The organism is Quyinboa ferrireducens, assembly GCF_042436675.1.
In the GTDB taxonomy this organism is placed as follows: domain Bacteria; phylum Bacteroidota; class Bacteroidia; order Bacteroidales; family UBA5342; genus JBHJHP01.
The window spans coordinates 331072-356446 of record NZ_JBHMVA010000003.1 but is presented as its reverse complement, the minus strand read 5'-3'; the positions used below and the strand labels follow the sequence as shown (position 1 = coordinate 356446).

Annotated in this window: 18 protein-coding genes and 1 tRNA gene; 10 read left to right on the top strand and 9 right to left on the bottom strand. The window is 38.3% G+C overall.

Annotated elements, in window-relative coordinates:
* Positions 1-61: 61 nt before the first annotated feature.
* The 4 genes from ACE01N_RS07545 to ACE01N_RS07530 all read right to left on the bottom strand — a co-directional run bounded on the left by ACE01N_RS07545 (position 62) and on the right by ACE01N_RS07530 (position 6862).
* Positions 62-2191 (bottom strand): RagB/SusD family nutrient uptake outer membrane protein, encoded by a 2130-nt coding sequence (locus ACE01N_RS07545; protein WP_380586558.1) that lies wholly within the window; start codon positions 2189-2191, stop codon positions 62-64.
* A 19-nt stretch (positions 2192-2210) separates the two neighbouring features.
* On the bottom strand, positions 2211-5618 hold the full coding sequence (locus ACE01N_RS07540) for a SusC/RagA family TonB-linked outer membrane protein (protein ID WP_380586555.1): 3408 nt from the start codon (positions 5616-5618) through the stop codon (positions 2211-2213).
* An 816-nt stretch (positions 5619-6434) separates the two neighbouring features.
* A complete protein-coding gene (locus tag ACE01N_RS07535; protein WP_380586553.1) occupies positions 6435-6716 on the bottom strand; it encodes a GIY-YIG nuclease family protein in 282 nt (93 codons plus the stop codon).
* Between the two features lie 72 nt (positions 6717-6788).
* Positions 6789-6862, bottom strand: a tRNA-Asp gene (locus ACE01N_RS07530).
* Between the two features lie 383 nt (positions 6863-7245).
* Here ACE01N_RS07530 and ACE01N_RS07525 point away from each other — a divergent pair.
* Positions 7246-9522 (top strand): ATP-dependent helicase, encoded by a 2277-nt coding sequence (locus ACE01N_RS07525; RefSeq protein ID WP_380586550.1) that lies wholly within the window; start codon positions 7246-7248, stop codon positions 9520-9522.
* Between the two features lie 17 nt (positions 9523-9539).
* Here the strand turns inward: ACE01N_RS07525 and ACE01N_RS07520 are convergent, their stop codons facing one another.
* Genes ACE01N_RS07520 through ACE01N_RS07500 form a run of 5 tightly spaced genes read right to left on the bottom strand, consistent with a single transcriptional unit; the run spans position 9540 to position 17112 of the window.
* Positions 9540-10985: a glycoside hydrolase family 57 protein gene (locus ACE01N_RS07520; RefSeq protein WP_380586547.1), complete on the bottom strand. Its 1446-nt coding sequence runs from the start codon at positions 10983-10985 to the stop codon at positions 9540-9542.
* Between the two features lie 6 nt (positions 10986-10991).
* Positions 10992-12284 carry a glycosyltransferase family 4 protein gene (locus tag ACE01N_RS07515; RefSeq protein WP_380586544.1) on the bottom strand — a complete coding sequence of 431 codons (1293 nt, stop codon included), beginning with the start codon at positions 12282-12284 and terminating at the stop codon, positions 10992-10994.
* Complete coding sequence (locus ACE01N_RS07510; protein WP_380586541.1) at positions 12281-14230, bottom strand: glycogen debranching enzyme N-terminal domain-containing protein; 1950 nt, start codon at positions 14228-14230, stop codon at positions 12281-12283. Before ACE01N_RS07510 ends, ACE01N_RS07515 begins: the two co-directional genes overlap by 4 nt.
* A 50-nt stretch (positions 14231-14280) precedes the next feature.
* Entirely contained in the window at positions 14281-15576 is a 1296-nt protein-coding gene (locus ACE01N_RS07505) for a UDP-N-acetylmuramoyl-tripeptide--D-alanyl-D-alanine ligase (RefSeq protein WP_380586538.1), read from the bottom strand.
* Positions 15577-15621: 45 nt separating this feature from the next.
* A complete protein-coding gene (locus tag ACE01N_RS07500; RefSeq protein ID WP_380586535.1) occupies positions 15622-17112 on the bottom strand; it encodes an SUMF1/EgtB/PvdO family nonheme iron enzyme in 1491 nt (496 codons plus the stop codon).
* A 195-nt stretch (positions 17113-17307) separates the two neighbouring features.
* Here ACE01N_RS07500 and folP point away from each other — a divergent pair, with 195 nt between their 5' ends.
* The 9 genes from folP to ACE01N_RS07455 all read left to right on the top strand — a co-directional run bounded on the left by folP (position 17308) and on the right by ACE01N_RS07455 (position 25312).
* Positions 17308-18159, top strand: coding sequence for a dihydropteroate synthase (folP, locus tag ACE01N_RS07495; protein ID WP_380586532.1), 852 nt, complete (start codon positions 17308-17310; stop codon positions 18157-18159).
* Between the two features lie 9 nt (positions 18160-18168).
* Positions 18169-18933 carry a diadenylate cyclase CdaA gene (cdaA, locus tag ACE01N_RS07490; RefSeq protein ID WP_380586529.1) on the top strand — a complete coding sequence of 255 codons (765 nt, stop codon included), beginning with the start codon at positions 18169-18171 and terminating at the stop codon, positions 18931-18933.
* Positions 18934-19080: 147 nt separating this feature from the next.
* Positions 19081-20076 carry an AAA family ATPase gene (locus ACE01N_RS07485; RefSeq protein WP_438826945.1) on the top strand — a complete coding sequence of 332 codons (996 nt, stop codon included), beginning with the start codon at positions 19081-19083 and terminating at the stop codon, positions 20074-20076.
* Positions 20077-20102: 26 nt separating this feature from the next.
* A complete protein-coding gene (locus ACE01N_RS07480; RefSeq protein WP_380586526.1) occupies positions 20103-20969 on the top strand; it encodes a DUF58 domain-containing protein in 867 nt (288 codons plus the stop codon).
* 7 nt (positions 20970-20976) lie between these two features.
* The gene (locus ACE01N_RS07475) at positions 20977-21981 is read left to right on the top strand and encodes a hypothetical protein (RefSeq protein WP_380586523.1); all 1005 of its coding nucleotides are present in this window, start codon (positions 20977-20979) and stop codon (positions 21979-21981) included.
* 3 nt (positions 21982-21984) lie between these two features.
* The gene (locus ACE01N_RS07470) at positions 21985-22980 is read left to right on the top strand and encodes a vWA domain-containing protein (RefSeq protein ID WP_380586520.1); all 996 of its coding nucleotides are present in this window, start codon (positions 21985-21987) and stop codon (positions 22978-22980) included.
* Between the two features lie 10 nt (positions 22981-22990).
* Complete coding sequence (locus tag ACE01N_RS07465) at positions 22991-24031, top strand: vWA domain-containing protein (protein ID WP_380586517.1); 1041 nt, start codon at positions 22991-22993, stop codon at positions 24029-24031.
* A 98-nt stretch (positions 24032-24129) separates the two neighbouring features.
* On the top strand, positions 24130-24765 hold the full coding sequence (locus ACE01N_RS07460; RefSeq protein ID WP_380586514.1) for a tetratricopeptide repeat protein: 636 nt from the start codon (positions 24130-24132) through the stop codon (positions 24763-24765).
* 37 nt (positions 24766-24802) lie between these two features.
* Positions 24803-25312 (top strand): hypothetical protein, encoded by a 510-nt coding sequence (locus ACE01N_RS07455; RefSeq protein WP_380586510.1) that lies wholly within the window; start codon positions 24803-24805, stop codon positions 25310-25312.
* The last annotated feature ends 63 nt before the right edge of the window (positions 25313-25375 follow it).

The following is a 25375-nucleotide window of genomic DNA, read 5'->3' as shown; positions in this document are numbered from 1 at the left end:
CATTTAAGCCGAAAAAGGGAAGTCCTTAAGGACCTCCCTTCTGTTATGAATATTTTAAAGTTTATTGTTGGTCAAATCCATAACCATTTGTTATAGAACCATTAGATGTGGAAATAGTAACTGCAGGAAGAGGTACCATATAAATAGGTGCCTTACCATCCTCAAAACCACGGAAAACATATGTAGAGTATTCATCACGGTATTCTACATACCATTGTCCCCATTTCTTCATCTCATATCCATCAGCTTCCAAAGCCAGAGCTTCAGAACTGCCCGGAACAATGTGACTAAATAAACCTTTAATGGCTGTATTGGTATTGTAATCGTCGTTGTACTTTGCACCAATACCTGCACCGCCAACATTTTCCCAATCGTTATACTGACCTCTCCAGCCAGGAAATAAAACAGGATTAGTTTCGTCTGTACACTGAGTTGTTAAACGATGACCTATTTCAGCTTTGGCATCAACTTCTTTCGTCCAAACATAAGCAGGGATTTCATTTCCGTTACTGAATTGATAATAACCATTGGATTCAATGCCATTAATCATATTCGTTAGATTTGTTTTGAGAGTTTTTATCATATCCGGAAGTTTGCCTGTTCTGATCATATCCCATTTACGTAATCCTTCGCCTGCAAATTCTAACTTACGTTCAGTTAAAATAGCATCTTTAAGAGTTTCGCCGGATAATCCGCTAATGTAATTATCAACTTTTTCTGTTTGTGCGCTGGCAGGAAAAGCACGGCTTCTTACTCTTTTTAACATCTCCTTGGCGGTTCCTTCTTCACCAAGTTCTGCGTAGACTTCTGCAAGCATAAGAACAACATCAGACATACGCATATATGGATTATTTACTCCTGCCTTTCTTTGTTTTTGATAATATGGAGGGTTCATACGATTTTCATCCCATTTGTTATTAGCAAGGCCTCCATTGGTTTTACTACCTGGTTCTAAGCTTATCAAGGTTTCTCTTCCATTTCCAACACTTGCGGTCACAGCTACGGTAACGTCACGTCTTAAATCTTCAGGATCCAAATCACCATAATAATAGGTTGGCTGCATTCTGCTCTGTCCATAACTTTTACATGGGAATGCATTTGAACCACCTCCTCCGGATGGACGTCCAAAGGCATAAGGACGTTCTGAATTTGTTGCACTTCCCTGTTCTACTGGTATTTCATAAACAGACTCAGAAGATACTCTAAGATCAAGCATTTGCTGGAAAACGTACTGGAAAGGATTCCCATAGCCATCATTAATGGACCCACGAGGATCCGATGATACTAGTTCAACTGTTCCTGAATTCGCTACGCAATCCTCAAGATATTTCTTTGCGGTTCTGTAAAAATCAAGATAATCAGTACGTCGATTATATACACCACCGTTATTGGCAGCACCCATCTGTTCATATGTAATGGTATTTCCATCGAGGTCACGATAAAAATCCGGTCCCATGTCAGTTCTACGAGTTGCATAACCCCCAGCGAATAAACTTAATCTGCCAATTAAACCTTCAGCATAAGTACGGGTCATAATTATTGCATCTTCACCAGCTTCACCAACCCTGAACATAATTGGAACAACAGATTTAAGTTTCTCAATATTATACTCATAAATATAGTCTCTATTTGTTAATACTGTATCTACAAATAAACTTGTAGTTTGAAGAGGTACATCACCAAAATAACGACACAATTCGTAATAACAGGTTGCCCTTAACGTAATAGCCTGCCCATAAATATTCGATAATGTGGTTGGAGTTGCTCCTTCTTTCATCCATTCCTGATAGACATCTAAGGCTTCGTAATTGGTTATTAATTTGTTACAGATAGCAATAATATCATATGCATTAGAGTACCCATTTTTTGCAAAATTGATATCGAAGCCTGAGGTTCCACCATAGTATAAATTCTCCGGTATATGACGTGTTTGAGCTTCATACTTTTCAGGGTGGCGTTCTGCATCTGAACTACATACACTCAATTCATAAAATAACCCATTAGAGTGTATCATTGGGTAAGTCCATGCATCATAAGCACTTGCCAAAACTGCTTGAGCATTTGTTGGATCAGACATAAACTCATCGGCAGGTATATCTGACAAAGATTTTTGTTCAAGAAAATCGCTGCAAGAAGTTCCAAAAACTCCTATCCCTATTAACCATAGTATATAATAATGTAACTTTTTCATCTTTTTACTTTTTTACAATTTAAAAATCTACATTTACACCCAGTGTGTAGGTTCTTGATCTTGGATAAGAACCAAAGTCCAGACCTGGAGTTGGATAGGCCGCTTTACTCTCATTTGCACTTACTTCTGGATCAAGTCCTGTATATTTTGTCACTAATAGCAGGTTTCCTCCTGTAGCATAAATACGTAATTTTTGAATCCAAATCTTTTTAGTTAGCGATTTAGGTAATGTATACCCTAAAGTTAAACTGTTTAATCTAAGGTAATCTGACTTTTCAATAAACTGTGAAAGCACCAAACCATTTTCCATATAAGGTGTAAAGTATTTGGCGTAAGCATTTAATGCATCCAGTTCTTCTGGATCAGTAACCGCATAAAGGTCTCCCGAGTCGTTTATATCAAATATCTTATAAGAATCTCTTACAAATCCTAACCTGTTAGCTCCGAAGGTATAGTCTTTTCTACCAGTTGTATTCAATAAGCTTGCAATATTATAAACATGTCCTCCAAGCGCATATGTGAAGTTTGCACTAAAATCAATGCCTTTATAAAATAAATTAATACCAAATCCCCCGGTATGCTTTGGTGTCATTTGCCCCAGCTCGGTAATATCATCAGTATTAATTTCTCCATCTTTATTTACATCTTTAATTTTTAAAGCTCCCGGGAAAATAGTTCCTATAGTAACAGGATTGCTGGATGAATCTATTCTAACTACGTTAAAAGGATTTGGATAATTTCCTATATCAGTAAAATTATCAGAATAGTAAGGTACTCCATCTTTTAAAGTATATTGTCCGGTAGAGCTATCGTAATCAAAATCATCGGTAGTGTAAAATCCATCTGAAACATAGCCCTGAACAGTACCAATTGGGGTTCCTTCTTTAAAAATATAATCATATGCTGGGTAAGTAGCACTTGAGTTCCATTGTGTGCCATAATCAGTGATTACACGGTCTTGAAGTTCGTCAACATTACTTTTATTGTAGTTGTAGGTTGCATTGAGACTCAGTGTAAAATCCTTTTTGCGAATAATATCTACTCCAAGAGCAATTTCGACCCCTTTATTAGATGTTCTGCCAATGTTCATGTACTTACTTGTATACCCACTTTCTACTGCTACCGGAACCTCTACAAGAAGATCTTTGGTGCTATTGTTGTATAATTCTATACTTCCATAAATACGTCCGTTGAAAACACTAAGATCTAAACCTAAGTTTCTGGATATTGTGGTTTCCCACTTTAGATCATCATTTGGAAAATATCCGTTATCCACAAAAGTTACATTGCCGCGTTCATCAAAATTTGGATAATATAAATAATTCCAGGCATCATAAGGAATATGGTCTGCGCCTGATGTACCATAGGATATCCTTAGTTTTAAATTATCGAGCCAGCCTTTCGCATTATCCATGAATGTTTCATCAGAAATACGCCATGCAAGAGCACCTGCCGGGAAGTATCCCCATCTGTTATTTGGCGCAAATTTTGAGGACCCGTCTGCCCTTAATGTTGCTGTAAGTAAGTAGCGTCCTTTGTAGCCATAATTTAATCTGCCAAAGTAAGATAGTGTTGTACTGGCAACACCAATATCGTTATAAAAATCAAAATAGTTCTTATTAATTAAATCAACTCTAACAGGATTACCATCCACATCATAATAATTTTCCCTATCAATATCTTTATACTGACCCAATTGTATTCTTGCTATGGCTTTTTCAAAGGAATAATCAGATTTATAGCCTTGCATTTGCATTCTACTGCTGGAAGATTGGGACTTTTGAATTTCGTTACCTAATAGGACTGATAATTTGTGGTCGCCCAGATTTTGTACTTCATAATTAATTGTAGTAGCAGAACGGTACCCATATCCCCTGCTAAGTGTCAAACGTGCAAATCTGTCTTTAACAAGTCCAGTACTGTCAGCTAAAGCAACACCAGCATCATAATATTGATTTTCACTATTATTTCGGTTGCCTGAAATTTCAGAACGTAATGTTAGTCCATTAATAATATCCCAGTTTATATAGGCTAATCCTCTTATGCGCTGGCGATACGTTATATTATCCTGATCCATTGTCCTGGTATAAGGATTGTAGGTGTTATCGAGGTTAACATCACCATTTCCAAAACCTGAAGGTATTTCATCAGCCTGTCCAAGTGGATTGTCAATGGGTTTAAACATGTATGCTGAAGAAAGGAACGAACCTGTACCGTTAGATGTACTTTCTCTTCCTTCTTCACGGGACTGTACATATTTTACATCAAAACCAATTTTTACTTTGTCATAGAGTTGGTGCTCTAGCTTGAGCAGCGCATTATGACGGCTATATCCGGATTTAATTTTTATACCCTGATCTTCTGTTTTATTAGCACTAAAAGAGAGCTTAGTTTTTTCTGTAGCACTGGAGATACTGATATTATGATCCTGTGCAGCTGCATTACGAATAAGGTTATCGGTATAGTTATGGATGCTTTGATTGGCATATTCACTATAATGATTACCGTAGGTTGTCCCTAAGCCATAATAGCTTGCCAACGCATCAGAAGCTGCACCATTGACGTTTCCGGTTCCATCCATTGCTCTCATATAACTCCATTGATGCAAGAGGTATTCCTGTGGGTTCAGAACATCATGAATTGCTGCAATCTCTTTAAACTGGTAATACCCACTATAGGAAATTTTTGTTTTTCCTTCAGGAGTATTCAAACCCTTTGTTGTAACTAAGATCACCCCATTAGCACCTCGTGCTCCATAGATTGCTGTAGAGGATGCATCTTTTAGTACATCAATGGATTCAATCTGATCTGCAGGTATTTCATCCAAAGAGCCAGGTATTCCATCTATAATAACCAAAGGATCATTTGATTGAGTAATAGAACCTCCACCACGTATCCTGATTTTGATATCAGCACCGGGTCGACCATCCTGGGTATATACAGCTACACCGGAAAGCTTACCCTGTAGTGCCTGTGCAACATTTGGAACAGGGGTTTCTACTAATTCATCTGTTTTTATGGAAGCTACAGCACCTGTCAAATCGCGTTTTGTTGTAACGCCGTAACCGATTGCGATTACCTCATCCAAACCAATGCTTGATTCCTCAAGTTTAACATTAATAGTCGACTGACCTGTAAAAGGAATTTCCATAGTTTTCATTCCTATGAAGGAATAAACGATAGTTTCTGTACCTTCAGGGACATTAAACGTATAATTTCCGTCAATATCCGTTATAACACCTGTTCCTGTTCCTTTGGCTACAACATTAACACCCGGTAACGGATCACCGGTTTTGGCGTCAGTAACTTTACCTTTTACCGTTTGTGTTTGTGCAAAAACACCAAACGTTGTAATTAAAAGTGCTGCAATTGTAACTGCAACTTTTCGGGATATATACAACCCGGGTTGCAAAAGGGATTTTTTCATAAAATTTGCCATACTTTTTTAGTTAAGTAAATTATAATTGTTTCAATCTTAATATTTGATTCTCATTTTTGTTGCAGAGTTTTGAGGTTCGTATCTCATATGTTGATACAAATTAGTGTGGTTTTTTTCTTGTTCTCAATAAATGCGGTTTTTCAATATACGAAATTGTTAAAAAAAATTAACAATTAATAGTGTTTTTATATCTATTATAGGGATTATTTTCCCAAAAAGCGGGCTATAATTTACATAAACAAGATCGTTTCCCTGTTTAACGAATAGTCTTATTCTGGTTATCAGAAATTTATTATTCGTTCCTTCAGGAGTTTAGTTAATCTGGAAATATCCTGATTTTTATTTTTGTTTTTTCTGCCCGGAAATCCAAATCAAATACCAAACTGTGATTCGTGGTCATAAGTTATCAGGATATTCCTTTGCACTTTCATAACGGGCAAAGGGGAATCTTAATGGTTGCCTCTTGGATTAACCGGCCATGCTGATCCTGTTTTAAAGTATTTCTCAAGAACATGTGTCTTCTATTTATCTTTGAATGCAATATAAGTGATAATTTCAACCGGAAGTCTGTATTTTGTTGAAATGGCGTAATCTATCTGATGTCGTTCAGATAGTTCATTAAGATTTTGTGTACATCCGTATAAAGAGATCCATCTGAGTATTTAAGAATATAAACAAAACGGTTTACAAGATTAAATGGTCCTTGACCGACGTAGCTCGTAGTTTGCATGGCAATTAGGTTCTGGTAAAAATAAAAAGCTCGCCTTTGTACCGGATTTCCGGTGACTTCGGCGAGCGAAGAGATTAAACAAATCTTTTGTTTACAAATGCTCTACCGGAACCAGTTTTTAGATATTTTTCAAAATCGTAGGCTTTGTATTTATTTGAGAATACTATATAGGTAATAATCTCAACCGGAAGTCTGTATTTAGTTGAAATGACATAACCTTTTCGATGTCGTTCTAATCGTTCACTAAGATTTTGTGTACATCCGGTATAAAGAGATCCATCTGAGCATTTAAGAATATAAACAAAATGGTTGTCATGATTAAGCGGTCCTTGACCGACGTAGCTCGTAGTTTGCATTGCAATTAGGTTCTGGTAAAAATAAAAAGCTCGCCTTCGTACCGGATTTCCGGTGACTTCGGCGAGCGAAGGCGGTCTGGACGGGACTCGAACCCGCGACCCCATGCGTGACAGGCATGTATTCTAACCAACTGAACTACCAGACCAAAATGTTGATCAATCGCTTTATTGATCAGCCCTTATTGTTAAAGGCGGTGCAAATATACAACAAGAATTTATTTTTGCAATGGTTCAAAAAAAAAAATCCAAACTTTTTTCAATTTGTAAAAAATCAGGATTTAATTTAAATGTACAAAAAAAATTAAGGGGTGGTGGCCCACCCCTTAACCATAACCTATTAACCTAATATAACCTTATGAAAAAGCCTAATTGTGCTTTTGCTCTACAAAGGTAATTGATGATAGCGTTAAAAAATAATCATTGAATTTAATAATTATTAATTGCTGCAGGAATTTTGTTAATAAGTATGCAGAAGTGATTTTGCCTTCCACATGTCAAGGTATTAAATTTGAGGTTTTAATCCGGTAAAGTGAAAGATTTTTTAAAGGAATTAAACAGCGCTCAGAAAGAAGCGGTTATACATACAGACGGACCATCCCTGGTGCTTGCTGGAGCAGGTTCGGGAAAAACAAGGGTATTAACCTATCGTATTGCACATCTTTTAAATAATGGTGTAAATCCGGGATCGATACTTGCCCTGACCTTTACGAATAAGGCTGCCAGGGAAATGAAGGATCGTATAGCCAGAATTGCCGGATATCAGGTTGCCCGGTATTTATGGATGGGAACCTTTCATTCAATTTTTTCAAGAATTCTACGCAAGGAAAGCGAGTTGCTTGGATTTCCTGCAACATTTACAATCTATGATACCTCCGATTCCAAATCTTTGATAAAAACCATTGTTAAGGAGCTGAAGCTGGATGACAAAGTATATAAACCCGGTTACATTCAATCCAGAATATCACTTGCCAAAAATAATCTTATTACGCATGGTGCTTACGAGTCTAATTCACAATTGGTTCAGACAGATGGCATGAATAAAATGCCTCAGATCAGTTTGATATATAAAATTTATGCGAACCGGTGCAAAAGAGCAGGAGCTATGGATTTTGATGATCTGTTGCTTTTTACCAATATACTTTTCAGGGATCATCCCGAGGCTTTGACAAAATACCAGGATCAGTTCAGGTATGTGCTTGTGGATGAGTATCAGGATACCAATATGGCTCAGTATCTGATTATTAAGAAGCTGTCGGAAAAACACCGGAATATCTGTGTCGTTGGTGATGATGCACAAAGTATTTACAGTTTTCGCGGAGCCAAAGTGGATAACATACTAAGGTTTCCAAAAGATTTTCCCGGATGCAATGTGTATAAGCTGGAACAGAACTATCGATCAACACAAACTATTGTTTTGGCGGCAAACAGTTTGATCGATAAAAACAAGGATCAGTATAAAAAGAATATATTTTCTGAAAATGATTCTGGGAATAAAATTTCTTTTATAAATGCTTACAGCGATGTGGAGGAAGGTGTTTTAGTGGTAAACCGTTTAAATGAATTGCGCCTTCGTGATCATTTCGATTATCAGGATTTTGCCATTCTGTATCGCACTAATGCACAGTCAAGGGTGTTTGAAGAGGCACTGAGAAAACGAAATGTTCCGTATAAAATTTACGGAGGCCTTTCATTTTATCAACGCAAGGAAATTAAAGATTTACTGGCTTACTTCAGGCTTATTATTAATCCTTCAGATGATGAGGCTCTGAAGAGAGTGATAAACTTCCCTGCCAGAGGAATAGGAAAAACAACCATGGATAAATTGTCTGAACTGGTTGCAGTTAATCATGAACCGATGCTAAAAGTCTGTCTAGATCCGCACAGGTACAATCTTAATGTTAATTCCGGTACTGCGAATAAGCTGACCCGATTTGGAAATCTGATTGTTCAGATGAGAACTGTTTCCGAGGATGGTAATGCCTACGAACTGGCTTATGAGGTCGCGCATAAATCAGGATTGGTTAAAGAGTTAAAGTCAGATAATTCACCAGAGAATGTTAGCCGGCTTGAAAACATTGAGGAACTTCTGAATGCAATCCGGGATTTTGCCGATTCTGCCAGAGAAGAAGGAAGTCCGGACGGGATGGAACATTTTCTGCAGGAGGTTTCCCTGTTAACTGATCAGGATAATGAAAAAGAGGAAGACCGGAATAAAGTAACCCTGATGACTGTACACGCGTCAAAAGGTCTTGAATTTAAAAATGTATTTGTTACCGGACTGGAAGAAGAGCTTTTCCCCTCGGCCAAAGCTATGGATAATCCAAAGGACATGGAGGAGGAGCGACGCCTGTTTTATGTGGCTGTAACCCGGGCCGAGGTTAACTGCACGGTATCTTATGCAAAATCCAGATACCGCTATGGTACACCTGTTTTTTGTAAACCGAGCCGTTTCTTAAGAGATATTGATCTGGAATTTTATGATAATCCACAATCTGTTGGCCTGCTGCTGGGGAATGGTTCAGTAAATCGTGCCAATCAGGACAGGCAAGGTTTTGTGAACAGGAAGAAGACAGAATCTGCATCCGGTGCACGGTTTAAGAGACCTGAAAGGAATACTCCGGTACGAGACACGTCTGATTTTAAACCGGATCCTGCTGAGAATATCAAGGCAGGAGATACGGTAGAGCATATAAGATTCGGTAAAGGAAAAGTTATTACTTTACAGGGTGAAAAAGCCATCGTTGATTTTGAAACTGCCGGAAAAAAAACCTTGCTACTTAAATTTGCAAGGTTAAAAATATTGTAAATATTTAGATCAGTTTTTTATTTTTTGCCTTTTGTTTTTGGTGCTGCTTTGGAAGTTGTCTTCGGTTTAGCTGTACCTTTTACGGTTGTTTTGGTTTTTGTAGTTTTCTTAGCAGATGTTTTTGTAGCAGCACTTTTTGATGTTGTTGTTTTGGTGGCTGCCACAGGTTTTACTTCGTTTCTGACTTCAATTTTAGTCTGAATGGATTTAAGCTGCTTTTTGGTTTCCTCCAGCTCTTTTTCAAGAGAAGCTATTTTTAATGTTTTTTCATCCATCCCTTTTGTTGCTTCCTTGAGCTGCAGTTCAAAGTCGCTCAAAACATTCATATAATTCATGAATGCATCGTAAGGTGAATCGTAAGGATTAAAATAAGCATGAACCTCTCCATCGGAGAAAAACTTGGTACACATATAATAAAAATGGTCGCTGCACTGCAGATATTGCCAGTTCTTTTTCAAAACAAAATCATCTACTTTATCAACCAGATGTTTTAGTTTGTACAATTTATTAAATGCTTCATCCTGAAGTTCATTCCCAAGCCAGGCCGTAAGATCACGTTCTTCATCAGCCCATGAAATTGGATATGGAACATGAATGGCAGAGATCGGATTAAAGGATTTTGCAACCTCAGATGGTGTGGCAAATTTGAATTTATTTTTGATGGCCACTTCTGGTAATGACTTAATAAAGTCAAAAATTCCTGTATCAGCTTTCTGATGCTCACCAAAGGTTTCATAGTCCATAAAGATGTTGAAAATTTCTTCCTTTTGATCATGAGAATTAATCCATCCAATATACTTGTCCGCAGTTAAAGGATGTTCGCTCCATGCAGAATTTGAAAACCTGAACGCTATATCGTCACTAAGTTTATAATTTCTGAGTAAAACTTTAAGTTTTGGATTCAGGCTGTTGCAGTACATAAAATTAGGACTTTTCCAACCCAAAACATGCTTTGCACCTTCTGTTAGCATTGCCTTAAAACCCAGCTCAGAAATGGTCAGTCCCATTTCATCCGAGTATATAAGTTCAGTGTTTCTGAAAACTGTAGGTTTTTGCCCGAATAATTCTTCAATCTTTTCGCTGTGCTTTTCAATCTGTTGTTTGAAACCACTTTTTGTTTTTAAAGCTGCCAGTGAATGGGCATATGTCTCAGCTAAAAATTCAACCTGACCTGTGGCTGCCAATTCCTTAAAACTTTCTAAAACTTCAGGAGCATAAAGTTCAAAATGCTCCAGTGCAAGTCCCGAGATGGAATAGGCAACTTTAAATGCACCTTTGTGTTTTTTTATCAGACTTAGAATCAGTTTGTTTGCTGGAAGGTATGAGTTGTAGGCAACTTTTGTTGTTATAGATTCATTCGTATAATCATCGTAATAATAATGATCGTTGCCAATATCAAAAAAACGATACCTTTTTAGTCTGAAAGGTTGGTGAACCTGGAAATAGAAACAAATCGTTTTCATAAAGGATTATTTTGGACTGTAAACTGAGTTATATACTTCTCTAACCTTAAGGGCTGCATTTTCCCATTTAAGGTTATCCACTTCAATCCGCCCCATTTTTTTAAACATAGAACTTAAAGCAGGATAATTTAGTAACCCGTATATCATGTCGGCTGTCGCGTCAATGTCCCAGTAGTCAACTTTAAATGCATGAGTTAAAATCTCTGCTACACCGGATTGTTTGGAAATAATTACCGGAACATTGGACTGCATTGCTTCAAGAGGTGATATACCAAAGGGTTCAGAAACGGATGGCATTATATATACGTCACTAACCTTAAGCATTTCAAATACCTGATCTCCCTTAAGAAATCCGGTAAAATGAAACCTGTCAGCTATTTTTCGTGACGCCGCCATCGAGATCATTTTTCTCATCATATCGCCGGAACCTGCCATTACAAACCGCACGTTACTCATTCTCTGTAAAACTCTGTAAGCCGCTTCAACAAAATATTCCGGGCCTTTTTGCATGGTGATCCTGCCTAAAAAGGTAACCACCTTATCATCTATGCCTTTCTTGATTTTTAGTTTATCGAGATTGCTTATCGGTTCTACGGCATTGTAAACGGTCGTAACTTTTGCCGGGTCAATAAAGTATTTTTCTATAACGGTGTTTCGGGTCAGATTACTTACCGAAATAATTTTGTCAGCATAATCCAGCCCCTCTTTTTCCATTCTGTAAACCTCCGGGTTCACATTTCCACGGCTGCGGTCAAAATCTGTGGCATGAACATGCAGAACCAGTGGTTTTCCGGAAACCCTTTTTGCAGCCATTCCTGCAGGATATGCCAGCCAGTCATGGGCATGGATCACGTCAAAATCATAGTCTCTGGCAATAACTTCAGCAACAAGCGAGTAGTTGTAAATTTCTTCTAAAAGATTGGCTCCGTAAGTCCCGCTGAAATCAATCGTACCGTCATCTTTTGTCTGGACTGTTTTATATTCTGTCGACACATTATAGTCAAGTAACTTCCAATATTCTTCCGGATCAACATAAGGTACAATTCTTGAAGAAACTTCCAGATATTCAATTCGGGTATTGTTTTCTTTTAACTCAACTTTTGTTTTGGTTATAGGAATCTTATTGGCACCAATCAGGCTCATGCGTGAGGTGTCTTCGTCGCCATAGGCTTTTGGAACAACAAAGATTATATCAAGGTCTTTTTGTGCAGAGAGTCCCCTTGTTAATCCATAGCTTGCTGTTCCCAGTCCGCCAGATATATGAGGTGGAAATTCCCACCCAAACATGAGTACCTTCATAAAGTATTATTTTTTTCTAAATCCTGTAATTTCAATGCAATTCTCAGCAGTTCAGCCACATTAATCGCTGAAGAAATAGCGCCGTGTCCTTCATGGGGTGGGTTGCCATTATAATATTCTGATATTGAACCGATACAGTTATGGGTCATTTCAACATCAAATTCATCAAGTAAAGTCTGAAGATAATGCACCCCGCTATTCTTGTATATTTTTAAATATGCATCGGTAAAAGATCCCAGTAGCCATGGCCAAACTGAACCGTTAAAATAATATTTGTCCCTGAAATGCTGGTTGCCATGAAGATCACCAACAAAATCCGGTTCCCTCGGAGAGAGTGACCGTAAGCCACGTGGAGTTAACAAATTCTTTTCAATAACATCCAGTACTTTTTTCTGAAGATCTTTTTCTATGGGTGAATAATCAAGTGAAACAGCAAAAAGCATGTTCGGTCTGATAATTCTGCATTTATAATTATTGGCCGGATCAACAAAGTCATACAAAGCAGTACTGTCTCCGTTTTTAAATATCCCTAAAAAGCTCTTTTCAACTTTTGCTATAATTTCTTTAATCAGCTTTTTCTGTTTGCATTTTGGCGAACAGTTATCTCTGAAATAACATAATGCATTATACCATAGTGCGTTGGCTTCTATGAGATAACCACTTCTGTATACAGATGGTTTGCCTTCAGAAACAGCGTTCATCCACGAACCGGGAATGTCTTGTCCATCAATATATAGTAAACCATTATCGTGTAAGCTAAGTCGATTGACATTACCATCAATAATATATTTTATTGCCTTTCCATATACAGTTTCGTAGTTACTGAATTCCAGACCGATTGTTCCTGTAAGCTTTTGTAGTGACCAGGCAGCCCAAAGTAATACATCCGGGGCATCATAATCCTGAATGCCCGGAGGAATAATATGTTTGTCGAGGTAAAGATTCATATCAGAAATAATATTCTTAAATGTATTTCTGAATGGTTGTGTGCCTCCTATGGATAAAGATAATCCCGGCAAAGCAATAAATGTATCCCTGCCCCTTATCGGAAGCCAAGGGTATCCGGCTTTAATATCTGCCCGGTCTTCTTTGTATACAATAAACTGGTGCGCCGAATTTTTCAGACAGTTAATGAAATTATTTCTCGGTGACCTGTTTTTAACTTCAGACGTAAATTTCTGCTTTAACCCTTTTGTGTTTATTTCACTTGTTCCGGCAGAAAAAATTATGCTTTCTCCCTTTTTGATAGGTAGCTCAAAGAATCCTGGAGAGAACAAATCCTCTTTGAAATCATATCCTCGTTCCTGTTCTTTTCTGTATTCAACTCCATAATACCAATGTGGTACAGCAACATATTCTACGGTTTTTGAGAATTGCATAGAAAGTTCGGGATAACCGTCGTACATGCTTGTGGCTATGCCGTTTTCAACGATCCTGTGGTTGTGATTGACATTCATGTTAGAACCGCTTAGGGCGTGGTAATTTCTGAATGCCAGCAGAGGTTTGAATTTCATGATGACAGGCGAATGTGCATCTACTAAGGTATAACGCAGCAAAACCCGGTCTTCTCCTGAAATAAATACCTTCTCTTTTGTAAGAATAACACCTCCAACCCGGTAGGTTACTTTCGGAATTGTTTCACATTCAAATTCACGGATATATTTATGACCTTTGGGAGAATAGTGCTCATTGTCGAATTTATGCAGTGCGAGATTAAATTCGGATTCGTGTTGAACCACAGTTTCATCTAATGATGAAAGCAATACGTGTGGGTCGTTATCAAGTTCCGGAACCGGACAAACCAGTAATCCATGATATTTCCTGGTGTTGCATGCACTTATTGTTGAACAACTGTATGCACCTGTTCGGCTCGTTCTTAATAGTTCTTTGTCTAATGAGATTTCAAGATTTATAAGGTCTTGTTTCTCGAATTGGAGATAACTCATTGTTTTAATATTTTACGCTCCTTAAATATAATAGATTTTTTGCAAGTTACCTATAGCTCTGTCAACAGGATTTCTAATTTCATGCTCCTTGAACCTTTTAGCAAAATGTAAGAATTTGTAATGGGTTTTAAAGCAATTTGTTCCAACGCCACTTCTGTCGTAGGATAAAATTCAATTTTGGGATATTTATCATTAAATTTTGTGAAAACTTCACCAATGCAAATTAAGCGAGAAAATAGTTTTCTTTCAAACAAATTTAAAATTGTTTTATGTTCTTTCTCCGCAAACTCCCCAAGCTCTTTCATATCGCCTAATATGGCAACTTTATTGCTGAATTCTGATGCCTGAAATTCACTTATTGCTGCTGCCATGCTGGTTGGGTTGGCATTATACATATCAAGGATAAGTGTATTTTTCTGCGTTTTAAGTACCTGAGATCGGTTATTTGTTGGCTGATAATTTTCAATAGCATTAATAATTTTTTCATCTGAAACGCCAAAAAAGTTACCAATACATACAGCTGCCTGAATATTTTCCAGATTATATTTCCCAATAAGATTTGTTCTCACAATTTCATCCGACTCTGATTTTTTATAAAATAATTCCAGTAAAGGCGAACTTTGTTCTGAATTAACTTTAACTTTTTCCGTTCCGTAAAGAATTCTTTCAATCCCTTCAGATAGACGCATTAATAATTCGTTGGTCTTATTAACAAACAGTTTTCCGTGTTTTGAACGAATGAAATCGTAAAGTTCGTTTTTAGTCCTGATGACAATTTCGTAAGATCCGAAACCTTCAAGATGTGCTTTCCCGATATTGGTAATTATGCCATAGTCCGGTTCTGCAATTTTGCTTAATTCACCTATTTCTCCAGGATGATTGGCTCCCATTTCAATGATTGCTATCTCGTGTTTGCTGGTAAGTTGAAGAAGCGTAAGGGGAACACCAATATGGTTATTAAAATTACCTTTTGTGAAGTGTGTGTTAAATCTTTGTGAAAGTACACATGATATTAATTCCTTAGTCGTTGTTTTCCCATTTGTACCGGTAATGCCTATCACGGGGATGGTAAATTTTCTCCTGTGAAAATTGGCTAACTGTTGTAAGGATTCAAGCACATTGCTAACCAATACATGTCTACCATCTTCTACATAAAATTCTTTTTCATCTATAACTACTGTACTGCATCCATTTTTCAATGCGTTCAGAGCAAACCGGTTGCCGTTGAAATTATCTCCCTTTAATGCAAAGAAAATACTGTTCCGGGGACAATGCCTACTATCAGTGGTAATTACAGGATTCGTGGAGTACAGGTTATAAAGTGTATCTATTCCGGGGTTAATCATATACCATCAATAAAAAACCCCGGCAAAAGCCAGGGTTTAAATGTTTTACATATCTGTTCCTAAATAAGTCATTGCGCATCGGAATCCCAAATCGTCCCTGGCCTTGCCCTGATCAAGAAAGCGCCGATTTGCAGGTTGCAACCAGTATGGCCTGTCTCTCCATCCTCCACCTTTAAATACCCTTACATCGTTTGATACTCTGGATGCAAGAACTTTTTCTTCATTGGTTGTTCCGCCATACATTTTATCTGTTGCCTGTTCCGGCGATAACTGAGCTGTCCAGTCTTCAAGGTGTGAGGCAGGATCACCATCTTTGGCATTTCTTACATCATTCAAACTATCAAGAAGAACGTATTTTACTCTTCCCAGTGAATCGGATGCAGGTATTTTAACCATATTACCATCGATGTTTTTATATTCCCATTCAATTTCCCTGAATTCGTTACCACGGTATGGGTTATATTCTTCTACAAATTTATAGCTCTGTGTTCTGTATACATCTGCAACCCATTCGTTTACATTTCCGGCCATATTGAACAATCCGTAATCATTAGGCTGGAAATAGTCAACTGGTGCAGTGGCAGTAAAACCGTCATTTGGCCGGCTAGCCATACCGCCCATATCACCACGGCCTCGTGCGAAGTTTGCAAGCATCAGACCTCTGAACTCTTTCGCAGGATTTCTCAGACTATGACCATCCCATGGATAGATCCTTCTTTGTCCGTAGTTTTCTTCTCCTTCGATGCCAATCATACCATATGCAGCGTACTCCCATTCAGCTTCAAATGGAAGCCTGTATTCCGGTAAAAGGTGACCTTCGTCCCAGTTCGTTTTGGTTACTGAATTTCCTTTTCTGTCAAGTGGCTTGTAAGTCGTGTTGAAAAGATATTTTGAAGTATTGAACACGATATCATTTATAGAATCCTGACTGGTCATTGATTTTATTGTTGCAAAATCCGGCAAGGAAAGGTAACCACGGTCCGCCAGAATCTTTTCATTAACCCTATCGGTTCTCCAGCGACAGAATTCATCGGCCTGTTCCCAACTCACACCAACAACAGGGTAGTTATTGTATGCCACATGCCTGAAATAACCAGCAACATAAGGTTCGTTAAAGGCTAGTTCCCTTCGCCAAACGGTAGTGTCAGGCAAAGCCTTCTCTGTTACACCAGGCATATTATGATAAACCACGCTTAACCAATGCAGGTATTCTCTCCACTGCAAATTACTGATTTCAAACTGATCCATATAAAAGCTGGAAACAGTTACCCTTCTTGGCATATTATTCGCGTCAGTCAGAACTTCTCCTGATATGCGCCCCATTGTAAATGTTCCACCTTTAATGTAAATCATGCCCGGAGGCATAACGCGGTTGTTGTAAAATTGGCGCTCGTCAGTTACTTCGAAACCTCCATATTTATCATCGTTGTAAACCCAGCCTGTAGTTCCGGATTCATTTTTACCTCCTGAACCTGCTCCGCAAGAAGAGAGTACGGTGGCAATAATGGTATAATACAAAATGGTCTTCAGCTTCATAGCTTTATAAAAATTATGTATCTAATCGTTGCAAATATAACTATTTAAACCAAACCTTATTGTTTAAAGAATTATTTTTTTAATAATTTATTTACAAACACAATGTTAAAGTTTAATTTTTTTAGACTTTAATTAATGTTTCCTACTTTCATTAAAACACCTATTTTTGTAAAAAATTATATCAAATTCTGATTTGTGGCTAAAGTTTTTAAAAAACAAAACCATTTGAATATAAACGGATTTCTTTATTCAATTGAAGATCCGGTAGTTATGGGGATACTGAATATCACACCTGATTCTTTTTTTGACGGGGGGAGGTTTTTCAGTCCTGATAATGCTCTTGAGAGGGTAAAGGTAATGGTTGAGGAGGGAGTTGACATTATTGACGTGGGGGGCTGGTCCTCTCGTCCCGGCTCAAAACTGATAAGTGAACAGGAAGAATTAAACAGACTGTTGCCCGTTTTGGATGAGATTCGTTCATCATATCCTGATATAATTTTATCGGTTGACACATTCCGGTCAGGAGTTGCACGTAATGTCGTGAATGAATTTAATGTTAACATGATAAACGATATCTCGGCTGGCAGTATGGATCAAAAAATGTTTGAAACCATTGCCGATCTTCGTGTACCTTATATTTTGATGCACATGAAAGGTACGCCGGAAACAATGCAGGCTGAACCGTTTTATGAAAATCTTTTCAGGGAAATTGTAAAATATTTTTCCGAAAAAGTTGATAAGCTCAGACTTATGGGCGTAAGTGATATTATACTGGATCCGGGATTTGGTTTTGGTAAAACGCTTGAAAATAATTTTGAATTGTTGGCCAGACTGGATGAATTTAAGGTTTTTGAACTACCGCTTCTTGTTGGTTTATCCAGAAAGTCCATGATATATAAAACCCTTGAAACAACACAGGATCATAGTCTTGAAGGTACGGTTGCTGCGAATATTATTGCCTTGCAAAACGGTGCAAATATTTTAAGGGTTCACGATGTGAGGGCGGCAAAAGAGTGTATTCGTATTTATGTTAATACACATTCATAATTTATACCAATGTTTTTAGAGCTACGACCCATTGATATTCTTGATATTACCCTGGTGGCATTGCTGCTTTTCCAGCTGTATAAGCTTATAAGAGGTACGGTAGCGCTGAAAATCTTTTTCGGACTCTTTTCATTTATTGTATTCTGGCTTTTAGTAAAAGCTCTCGAAATGGAACTGCTGGGTTCAATACTGGATGCTTTGGTCAGCGTGGGTGTGATTGCTATAATTGTTCTTTTCCAGGAGGAGATACGGAAATTCCTACTGCTGTTGGGCTCACGGTATAAATTTGATAAATGGTTTTCGTGGGAAAAGGTTATGGCCACTAATAAAAGTGGTATGCTGAATATTTATATCAATCCGATTGTCCAGGCATGTGAGAATATGTCTAAAACCAAAACCGGGGCTTTAATTATTATAAGCAATCAGTCGGAACTTGTTGATATCACTAAAACAGGTGAACTATTAAATGCCAATATCTCATCCTCCCTGTTGGAAAATATTTTTTTTAAAAACAGTCCTTTACATGATGGTGCTGTAATTATTAACCGGAATAAGATTAAAGCTGCAAGTTGTATATTGCCCATTTCTCATAATACTGATATCTCAAAAAATCTTGGGCTGAGACACAGGGCAGGTCTGGGGGTTGCTCAGGCAACAGATGCGCAAGTCATAATTGTTTCAGAAGAAACTGGCGCAATATCCTATGCACATGAGGGTAAATTAACGCATAATATTTCCAAAGATGAGTTGCGTCATTTTCTGACTAAAGCCTGATCTTACAATATGTTAACCTTCTTAAAATATACTTAACCATTAATTTTTTTTAACAATGGTTAAATCAATTTTATAGTGTTATCGTTTACTTTTGGTGCTGCCTAATCAAAGGCTTACAAAATGAAAAGATAGATAAAACCTTATAGCATGGAGCAAACAGTTGATATTAGAGCATTGAACGAACGCATCGAAAAAGAAAGTGCGTTTGTTGAAACCATCGTCATTGGCATGAACAAAGTTATTGTCGGGCAGAAGCATCTTGTTGAATCATTACTGATTGGATTATTATCCGATGGGCATGTATTGCTTGAAGGTGTTCCTGGTCTGGCTAAAACCCTTGCCATTAATACACTGGCAAATGTAGTTGACGCAGATTTCAGCCGTATTCAGTTCACGCCTGACCTGCTTCCGGCTGATGTTATCGGAACGATGATCTACAGCCAGAGAAAGGAAGAATTCATTGTAAAACACGGACCGATTTTTGCCAATTTTATATTAGCAGATGAGATTAACCGTGCACCGGCAAAAGTACAAAGTGCTTTGCTTGAAGCAATGCAGGAACGTCAGGTGACGATTGGTGAAAAAACGTATCCGCTACCTAAACCTTTTCTGGTTATGGCAACACAAAACCCGATTGAACAGGAAGGTACATATCCTTTGCCTGAGGCACAGGTTGACAGGTTTATGCTGAAGGTTGTCATCGATTATCCTAAAAAGGATGAGGAAAAACTGATTATCAGACAAAATATTTCAAAGGTATTTCCAACTGCACAGGCAGTACTGACGCCCAAAGATATTCTAAATGCGCGTGAGGTTGTTAAGGACGTGTACATGGATGAGAAAATTGAACGCTATATTGTGGATATTGTATTTGCAACGCGTTATCCGCAGGATTTTGGATTATCGAACCTGCAAAATATGATTGCTTTCGGTGGATCTCCACGTGCATCTATTTCTCTGGCTACAGCAGCTCGTTCTTATGCATTTATTAAACGCAGAGGGTATGTAATTCCGGAAGATGTAAGGGCTGTATGTCATGATGTATTGCGCCACAGAATAGGATTAACCTACGAAGCAGAGGCCAATAACCTTACTTCAGACGAAATTATAAGCGAAATTCTGAATAAAGTAGAAGTGCCGTAAAAGGCTAAATAACAACTCCTGATTTTATGGAAACAAGCGATCTGCTTAAACGCGTACGTCAGATTGAAATAAAAACCCGTGGATTATCACGGAACATTTTTGCCGGTGAATATCACTCCGCATTTAAAGGACGTGGTATGACATTCAGTGAGGTCCGTGAATATCAGTTCGGGGACGATATCCGTAGCATTGACTGGAATGTGACGGCCCGGTTCAACCATCCGTTTGTCAAGATATTTGAAGAAGAGAGGGAGTTGACCGTTGTCCTGCTGATTGACGTATCGGGGAGCCGTGAATTTGGTACCATTTCTAAACTGAAGAAGAATATGATTACCGAAATTGCGGCGACACTCGCATTTTCAGCCATTCAGAATAACGATAAAATCGGGGTCATCTTTTTTTCTGACCGTATTGAGAAATTTATCCCGCCACAAAAAGGGCGAAAACATATTCTTCATATCATCAGGGAACTTATTGATTTTACTCCTGAACACAGGCAGACTAATATTGGTGAGACTTTAAAGTATCTTACAAATGCCATCAAAAAAAGGTGTACAGCATTTGTAATTTCTGATTTTATAGATGAATCATTTGAAGATTCTTTAATGATAGCATCTAAAAAGCACGATCTGGTTGCCTTGCAGATTTACGATAAACGTGAAGCTGAGATGCCAAATGCAGGTTTGGTCAGGTTTAAAGATGCTGAAACGGACGAGGATGTATGGATTGATACATCGGATGTAAAAGTACGGAACAGTTATGCCGAAAGCTGGAAAACCAGACAGTTGCAATTGGATCAGTCGTTTAAGAAAACTGGTGTGGATGCTGTTTCAGTAAGAACGGATGAAGATTATGTGAAAGCATTAATGGCACTTTTTAAGAAAAGAGCATAAGATTAAGATGAACAGATTAAAACTGAATATTTCACTTGTTGCCGGTTTGTTAATTTGGTTTGGTGGTGCTGTGAATAGCTTTTCACAGGAAATCAAAGCAAAAGCTTCCCTTGATTCTGTAACGATGCTTATTGGTAATCAAACGCATTTGAGGCTGGACGTGAAGCAACCCAAAAATGTCATTCTCAATTTTCCCGTATTCGGGGATACTCTGCAAAAAGGAATTGATATTCTGGGCACAACGGAACTGGATACTACTACCATAGATGCAGATAATATTTTACTGAAGAAAAGTTATCTGATCACATCATTCGATAGTGGACATTACATGATTCCGCCTATCCGGATAAATATCGATCAACAAAGTGGTGGTGGTTATGTTGAAACAAACCCGCTGGCTTTAAAGATTTTCACATTTAATGTGGATACAACTCAGGCTATTTTCGATATTAAAGGTGTTGAGGATGTACCTTACACTTTCAGAGAGATGTTGCCATGGCTGGTAGGTGGTGTACTTCTAATTGGTTTTGTGATTCTTTTTATTTGGCTATTCCGTAGAATAAAACGCAAAGAGCCTGTATTCTCCTTGAGAAGAGAAAAACCAAAACTGCCTGCTCATGTAGTGGCTCTGGATGAACTGGAAAAACTGAAGAAGGAAAAACTCTGGCAAACGGATCGTATTAAGGAATTTTATACCAGATTGACGGAGATCCTTAGGGTTTATATTGAGGACCGATTCCAGATAAAAGCTATGGAGCAAACATCGGATGAGATACTGGAGGCTATGAAGACGGCGGACCTGGAAGGTGATGCAGTTCTGGAGAATCTGCGACAGATATTAAAACTGGCCGACTTGGTGAAATTTGCAAAAATGAATCCGCTCCCGGATGAAAATGATCTGAGTATGATGAACGCTTTCTTTATTGTGAATCAGACAAAAATTGTGGAAGTAAAACCAATTGAGGAGATTGCCAAAGAGAGTGAAGTTACTAACGATGAAAAGCAAAAATAGGTTATGGGACATTTAATATTTGCGAATCCACATTATCTGTTTTTACTGCTGTTGATTTTACCGGCAGTTGCCTGGTATGTGCTGAACCTGAAAAAGAATACGGCTACACTACAGGTATCATCGTTGCGTGGATTCGGGCAGGTAAAAAAAAGTTATAAGTATTATCTCCGCCATGTGCCATTTATTTTACGTATGCTGGCGATTGCCTCAATTATTATTGTTATAGCGAGGCCGCAATCTACCAATAGCTGGCAGGAAACGGATACGGAGGGAATTGATATAGTGTTGTCGATGGATATTTCCGGAAGTATGCTGGCAGAGGATTTGAAACCCAACCGTCTGGAAGCTTCCATTGATGTGGCTACGCAGTTCATTAACGGCCGCCCGGATGACAATATCGGGTTGGTGGTTTTTGCCGGTGAGGCCTTTACACAATGTCCGCTTACAACGGATCATGCAGTCTTAATTAACCTGTTTAAAGACATTCCATCCATACAGTTGGAACAGGGTACAGCAATTGGCATGGGGCTGGCTACGGCAGTGGCCAGAATTAAGGATGGCAAGGCAAAATCAAAGGTGATCATCCTTTTGACAGATGGAGAAAACAATGCCGGAGAAGTTCCTCCGCAAACAGCCGCTGAAATGGCAAAAACATATGGTATCAGGGTCTACACGATTGGGGTTGGAACCAGGGGCAAAGCCAGGGTGCCTATACAAACGCCATATGGCACCACACAGTATCAGATGATGGATGTGAATATAGATGAGGGACTTTTACGAAATATTGCCTCAACCACTGGCGGAAAATATTTCCGGGCCACGGATAATGAGAGTTTGAAAGCAATTTACAAAGAGATCGATCAGTTGGAGAAAACCAAGTTGGATGTGAAGCAGTTTAATAAACGAACGGAAGAGTTTTTCTTCTTTGCAATGCTGGCAGCCATATTTATTCTGGCAGAGATTTTGTTGAGATTAACCGTTTTAAGAACAATGCCATAAAGACAGAGTTATGTTCAGATTTGCAAATCCCGAAATATTATATGCACTGGTTTTAATTCCTGCATTATGGCTTTTTTTTCTGGCAAACAGGAAAAACCGCAAAAAGAAACTGAATGAATTCGGTGATCCGGAACTTATGAAAGGCCTGATGCCTGATGTATCGCCGATGAGACCGGTATGGAAATATAACTTGCTGTTATTCTCTCTTTTTGTATTGATCTTTGTGTTGGCCAGACCTCAGTTTGGATCAAAGCTGCAGACTGTAAAGCGCAAAGGGATTGAGATTGTTATTGCTTTGGATGTTTCCAATTCAATGTTGGCTCAGGATATAAAACCAAATCGTTTGGAAAGAGCCAAACAGTCTATTTCAAAATTGTTGGATAAATTGCATGATGATAAAATAGGACTGATCGTTTTTGCCGGGGATGCGTACACACAGTTGCCGGTGACTACCGATTATGTGTCGGCTAAAATGTTTCTGTCCACTATTAATACAAATTCTGTTCCGGTCCAGGGAACCGCAATCGGGAAGGCCATAGAACTGGGCATCAAATCATTTGGTCCTGAGACAGGTGCCGGCAGGGCCATTATTGTAATCACCGATGGAGAGAATCACGAGGATGATGCTGTTGCAGCAGCAAAAAAAGCCAAAGAAGATGGCATTGTGGTTTATACAATCGGAATGGGTCTTGAACAGGGCGCCCCGATTCCTGTTCCCGGAACCAACGATTTTAGGAAAGACAGAGAAGGAAATGTGGTCGTTTCGAAGCTCGATATGAATATGTTGCAGGAAATCGCCCGGGCTGGTGGAGGAGAACCAATCAGGGCATCAAACGGGAACGTGGGATTAAACAGACTGTATGATGATATAAATCAGTTAGATAAAGCTGAAATGGAATCAAGGGTTTACAGCGATTACGAGGAACAGTTCGATTGGCTGGCCTGGATTGTACTTGTGGTTTTGTTTTTCGAAATTTTTATTCTCGAAAGAAAAAGCAGGTTATTCAGCGGAATAAATTTGTTTAAGGAAAACACAAGACACAAGACATAAGATATAAGACATTGAGCACGGTCCTTCTTTTTTTACAGGAGGTGTCCCGGTTTAACGGGACGGAGGATTTTAAGATAAGGAGTGAATATAATAAGCATATGATGAGATCAGTTATCAGTATATTAATTCTGTTTTTTACAGTATCTGTTTTTGCACAACAGGAAAGGCAGCAGATTCGTAAAGGGAACGATTTGTATAAGGACAAAAAATATACAGAGGCAGAGGTTGCCTACCGGAAAGGTCTGGAAGGAAAGGATCAGCTTTACCAGGGAAAATTTAATCTGGGTAATGCCATGCTCAAGCAAAAGAAATACGATGAAGCTATTCAGCAATTTCAGATTCTGGCTCAGACGACAGAAGATAAAAAAGAATTGGCTAAAGTATATCATAATCTGGGCAATGCGTATATGGAAACTAAAAAGTACGCTAAGGGTGCAGAAGCTTACAAAAACTCACTTATTAATAATCCTTCTGATAATGAAACCCGCTATAATCTGGCATATGCTCAGGCCATGCTGAAACAAGAGCAGCAGCAACAACAACAAAATCAGGATAAGCCTGAACCGTCTGAATATGCAAAAAAACTTAAGAAACAGGCTGACGATTTAGTCAATCGTTTTTTGTTTCGAGATGCATTGAATGTTATGGAGGAAGGATTGAAAGTGGATAAAACGGTAGCGGCATATAATGATTTTATTGATAAAATGAAAAAAGTGACAGGAATATCAGAATAAAAATATGATGGGAAAATTTGTATTAATATTAACAACAATGCTCATAATAAGTATTTCTTCGAGTGCTCAGGCGATCGAAGAGTATTTTGACCGGGGAGCCGCTTCATATATACATGGCAAAAATGAAGAAGCCAAATCTATTGTAATGGCCGGATTAAATAAATATCCAGGTAATGTTGAATTGGCAAAACTGAGGAAGCTTTTGGAGGAAGAAGATAAAAATAATAATCAGAAGCAGGATCAGAACCAAGATAAACAGGATCAAAACAAGGATCAGAACAAAGATCAGGATAAAGACAAACAGGACCAGAATAAAGATCAGCAGAAACAGGATCAACAGCAACAAAATGAGCAGCAGAAACAGGATCAGCAGGACCAACAGCAACAAGACCAACAACAGCAACAGCCTAAAGAAGGTGAGATGAGCAAACAGAATGTAGAACAGATTCTGAATGCGTTGCAGCAGGATGAGAAAGAGGTTCAGGACAAAGTCAAGTTGCAGAAGGCTAAAGCAGCAAAATCAAAACGTGTGGAAAAAGATTGGTGATTGAAAACAGCGTTATTACATTTGTGGACACAATGAAAGCATATAAAATAAATACAATATTAA